Raw genomic sequence first — 3,605 nt, forward strand, 5'->3', positions numbered from 1 at the left:
GGGTGGGTCTGGTTGCGGGGGTGTCCGCGGCATGGATGCCGCGGCCAAGCCTCCAGGGATGGATTCACGGCGTCCCCCGCAACCGGACCCACCCCGCCATCCCACGAAATGCACGCTTTTGCCGTTGCCGTTGCCGTTGCTCTGGCATCTGCAGGTGCAGGGCGCAGCCCTGCCGAAGAACACCCCTCAGTGCGCAGCAGGCCTGGACGGCGGCAGCCAGGCCGCGACGATGCCCAGCAACGGCAGGAACGCGGTCAGCTGGTAGACGAATTCGATGCTGGTTTTGTCAGCCAGCAGACCGAGCACCGCTGCGCCGAGGCCGCCCATGCCGAAGGCAAAGCCAAAGAACAACCCGGACACCATGCCAATGCGGTGCGGCATCATTTCCTGCGCATAGACCACGATCGCGGAGAAGGCCGAAGACAGCACGAAGCCGATCAGCACCGCCAGCACCGTCGTCCACAGCAGGTCGGCATGCGGCAGCATCAGCGCGAACGGTGCCACGCCCAGGATCGAGGCCCAGATGATCGGCTTGCGACCGATACGATCGCCCAGCGGCCCGCCGAAGAATCCACCCGCGGCGGACGCCACGAGGAAGGCGAACAGATGCAGCTGCGCCTGCGCCACCGGAATGCCGAAATGATGCATCAGGTAGAAGGTGAAGTAGCTGTCGATGCTGGCCATGTAGAAGTACTTGCTGAAGATCAGCACCAGCAGGATGGCCAGCACCCGGGCGATCGTGCGCGGCAGATGGCGCGCGGCAGTCACACCATGCGCTGCTGGCCGGGGCGCGCCCAGATGCAGCGAGTACCAGCGACCGACATAGGTCAGCAGGGCAATGCCGATCAACGCTGCACCGGCAAACCACGATGCGGAATGCTGGCCATAGGGCACGATCACCGCTGCGGCGATCAGCGGCCCCAGCGCCGTGCCGAAGTTGCCTCCCACCTGGAATACCGACTGCGCCAGGCCATGACGGCCGCCGGAGGCGAGGCGTGCGATGCGCGAGGCTTCCGGATGGAAGATGGCCGAACCGATACCGACCAGCGCGGCGGCCAGCAGCACCATCCCGTAGTTGGGCGCAAAGCCGAGCAGCAGCATGCCGCACAAGGTCGAGGCCATGCCGATCGGCAGTGAGTACGGGRCCGGCCGGCGGTCGGTGGCAAGGCCGACCAGCGGCTGGAAGATCGAGGCSGTGAKCTGRTAGGTCAGCGTGATCAGGCCGATCTGSGYRAAGCTGAGATTGAAGCCGCYCTTGAKSAYCGGATAGATSGCCAGGATCAGCGACTGCATCATGTCGTTGACCATGTGCGAGCTGGAGATTGCCGCCAGCACTCCGGGCGATACGGGGCGGGCGGATACGGCGGGAGAAGCCAGAGTCGACATTGCGCACGGTCAGGATGGGGGCGAGCTGTGCATGCTACGGTGGGCATCCGCTCCCTTCTGCCGCGTTCTGGTCATGGCCTATCGCAAAAAGGACACCCTCTGCCCCATCCGCGAAACCGCGCCGTGGAACGAGGTGCCGGTGCATCGCCCGGTCACCTGCCGCGCACGCGACTACCGCGCCGGCACCCACATCGCGGCGCACAAGCACCGGCGGCACCAGCTGGTCTATTCCATGTCCGGGCTGATGGTGGTGCGCTCGGAGGTCGGCCGCTGGGTGGTGCCCTCCACCCGCGCCATCTGGATGCCGGCGGGCATGGCGCATGCGGTGGACTGCATCGCCGAGGTGCACATGCGCAGCCTGTATATCGAACCGTCATTCGCCCCGCAGCTGCCCGCCGAGCCCTTYGCCGTGCAGGTGGCCCCCCTGCTGCGCGAACTGCTGCAGGCAGCCATCCTGATCGACGGGCCGCATGAAGAAGACAGCCGCGATGGCCGCGTGGTGCGGCTGATGCTCGACGAACTGCGCCGCATGGACGTACTGCCGTTGCACCTGCCCGAGCCCGTCGACCCGCGCCTGCACAGGATCTGCCAGCACATCCAGAAACATCCCGGCGACGAGGCGACCCTGCAGGACTGGGCGCAGGCGTTGGCGATCGACGTGAAAACCATCCAGCGCCACTTCGCCAGCGAACTGGGCATGACCTTCGGCCAGTGGCGGCAGCAGGCGCGCCTGCTGGCCGCGATGGAACGGCTGGCCCGCGGCGAGAAGGTGATCGATGTTGCGCTGGCGATGGGCTATGACAGCCCCAGTGCGTTCACCAGCATGTTCAAGCGGCAGCTGGGGCAGACGCCGGCGGCATTTTTCCGTTGATCCGTTGCACCGCGTCCACACATGGCGCGGATCTGCTGCGCCGGAAACGAAAACGCCGGGCATGGCCCGGCGCTGTCGTTCAACATTTCCCTCAAGGGATCAGGACGTCATCCGATCCCAGAAGCCCTTGACGCCGTCGATGAAGGTCGCCGACTTCGGCGAATGCTTGCGCGCATCCTCGCCGTTGAAGGTGGCTTCAAACTGCTCCAGCAGCTTGCGCTGGTCGCTGGTGAGGTTGACCGGCGTCTCCACTACCACGCGGCAGTACAGGTCACCCTCGCTGCGGCTGCGCACCGAACGCACGCCCTTGCCGCGCAGGCGGAACAGCTTGCCGGTCTGGGTCTCGGCCGGGATACGGATTTCCGCTTCGCCACCGAGGGTGGCCACGCGCACGGTATCGCCCAGTGCGGCCTGCGAAATGCGGATCGGCACTTCGCAGTGCAGGTCGTCACCGTCGCGCTGGAAGATGTGGTGCTCGCGCACGCGCACTTCCACGTACAGATCGCCCGGTGGCGTCCCCGCAGGGCCGGCCTCGCCCTCACCCGCCAGGCGGATGCGGTCGCCGGTATCCACGCCCGCCGGCACCTTCACCGACAGCACCTTGTCTTCTTCGACACGGCCGTTGCCGTGGCAGGTCTTGCAGGGCTTGGCGATGATCTGGCCACGGCCACCACAGTTGTGGCAGGCCTGCTGCATGGCGAAGATGCCGCGCTGGATGCGCACCTGGCCACGACCATGGCAGACGTTGCAGGTCTCGACCTTGCCGTCTTCCGAGCCGCTGCCATCGCAGTCGCCGCATTCGGCCAGGGTCGGAATCTCGATGCGGCGCTCGACGCCACGCACCGCTTCTTCCAGGTCCAGCTCCATCACGTAACCGATGTCGGCGCCGCGACGCGCCTGGCGCGGGCCACCACCGCCGGCACCACCAAAGATGTTGCCGAAGATGTCGCCGAAAATATCGTTCATGTCCGGGCCGCCCGGACCACCGCCACCACCGCCCATGCCGTGTTCGAACGCGGCATGGCCATGGCTGTCGTACATGCGGCGCTTGTTGCCGTCGGACAGGACTTCGTAGGCTTCCTTGCACTCCTTGAAGGAGGCTTCGGCCGCCGCATCGCCCGGGTTGCGGTCCGGGTGGAACTTCATCGCGCAACGGCGGTAGGACTTCTTCAGTTCTTCGTCGGTGGCGGTGCGGGCAACGCCCAGCACTTCGTAGTAATCGCGCTTGCTCATATCGTGGATCGCATTCCGGAAAGTCGGGATTCGTCAAAGCGGAAGAGCGGAACCAGGTCCGCTCTTGCGTCGGGCGCCCCGACACGCCAGAGGGCGGTCAGGACCCTGGTACGAC

At 66.2% G+C, this 3,605-nt stretch carries 3 protein-coding genes; 1 reads left to right on the plus strand and 2 read right to left on the minus strand.

Translation table 11 applies throughout. From position 1 onward, the window contains the following. Window positions 1-186: 186 nt before the first annotated feature. Window positions 187-1,386: an MFS transporter gene (locus AC1VAN_RS15170; protein ID WP_480986111.1), complete on the minus strand. Its 1,200-nt coding sequence runs from the start codon at window positions 1,384-1,386 to the stop codon at window positions 187-189. 73 nt (window positions 1,387-1,459) lie between these two features. On the opposite strand from AC1VAN_RS15170, the gene AC1VAN_RS15175 reads away from it, so the two are divergent. Further along, the gene (locus AC1VAN_RS15175; RefSeq protein ID WP_032977641.1) at window positions 1,460-2,257 is read left to right on the plus strand and encodes an AraC family transcriptional regulator; all 798 of its coding nucleotides are present in this window, start codon (window positions 1,460-1,462) and stop codon (window positions 2,255-2,257) included. Between the two features lie 99 nt (window positions 2,258-2,356). On the opposite strand, the gene dnaJ is transcribed toward AC1VAN_RS15175, so the two are convergent. Then, on the minus strand, window positions 2,357-3,490 hold the full coding sequence (gene dnaJ, locus AC1VAN_RS15180; protein WP_025878872.1) for a molecular chaperone DnaJ: 1,134 nt from the start codon (window positions 3,488-3,490) through the stop codon (window positions 2,357-2,359). Window positions 3,491-3,605 lie beyond the last annotated feature (115 nt).

The sequence above is a fragment of the Stenotrophomonas sp. 05L44_2 genome, from assembly GCF_056665995.1.

What these genes read in the sequence shown, in the direction of transcription:
- dnaJ (WP_025878872.1), bottom strand. Translation starts at nt 3,490, where the DNA reads ATGAGCAAGCGCGATTACTACGAAGTGCTGGGCGTTGCCCGCACCGCC.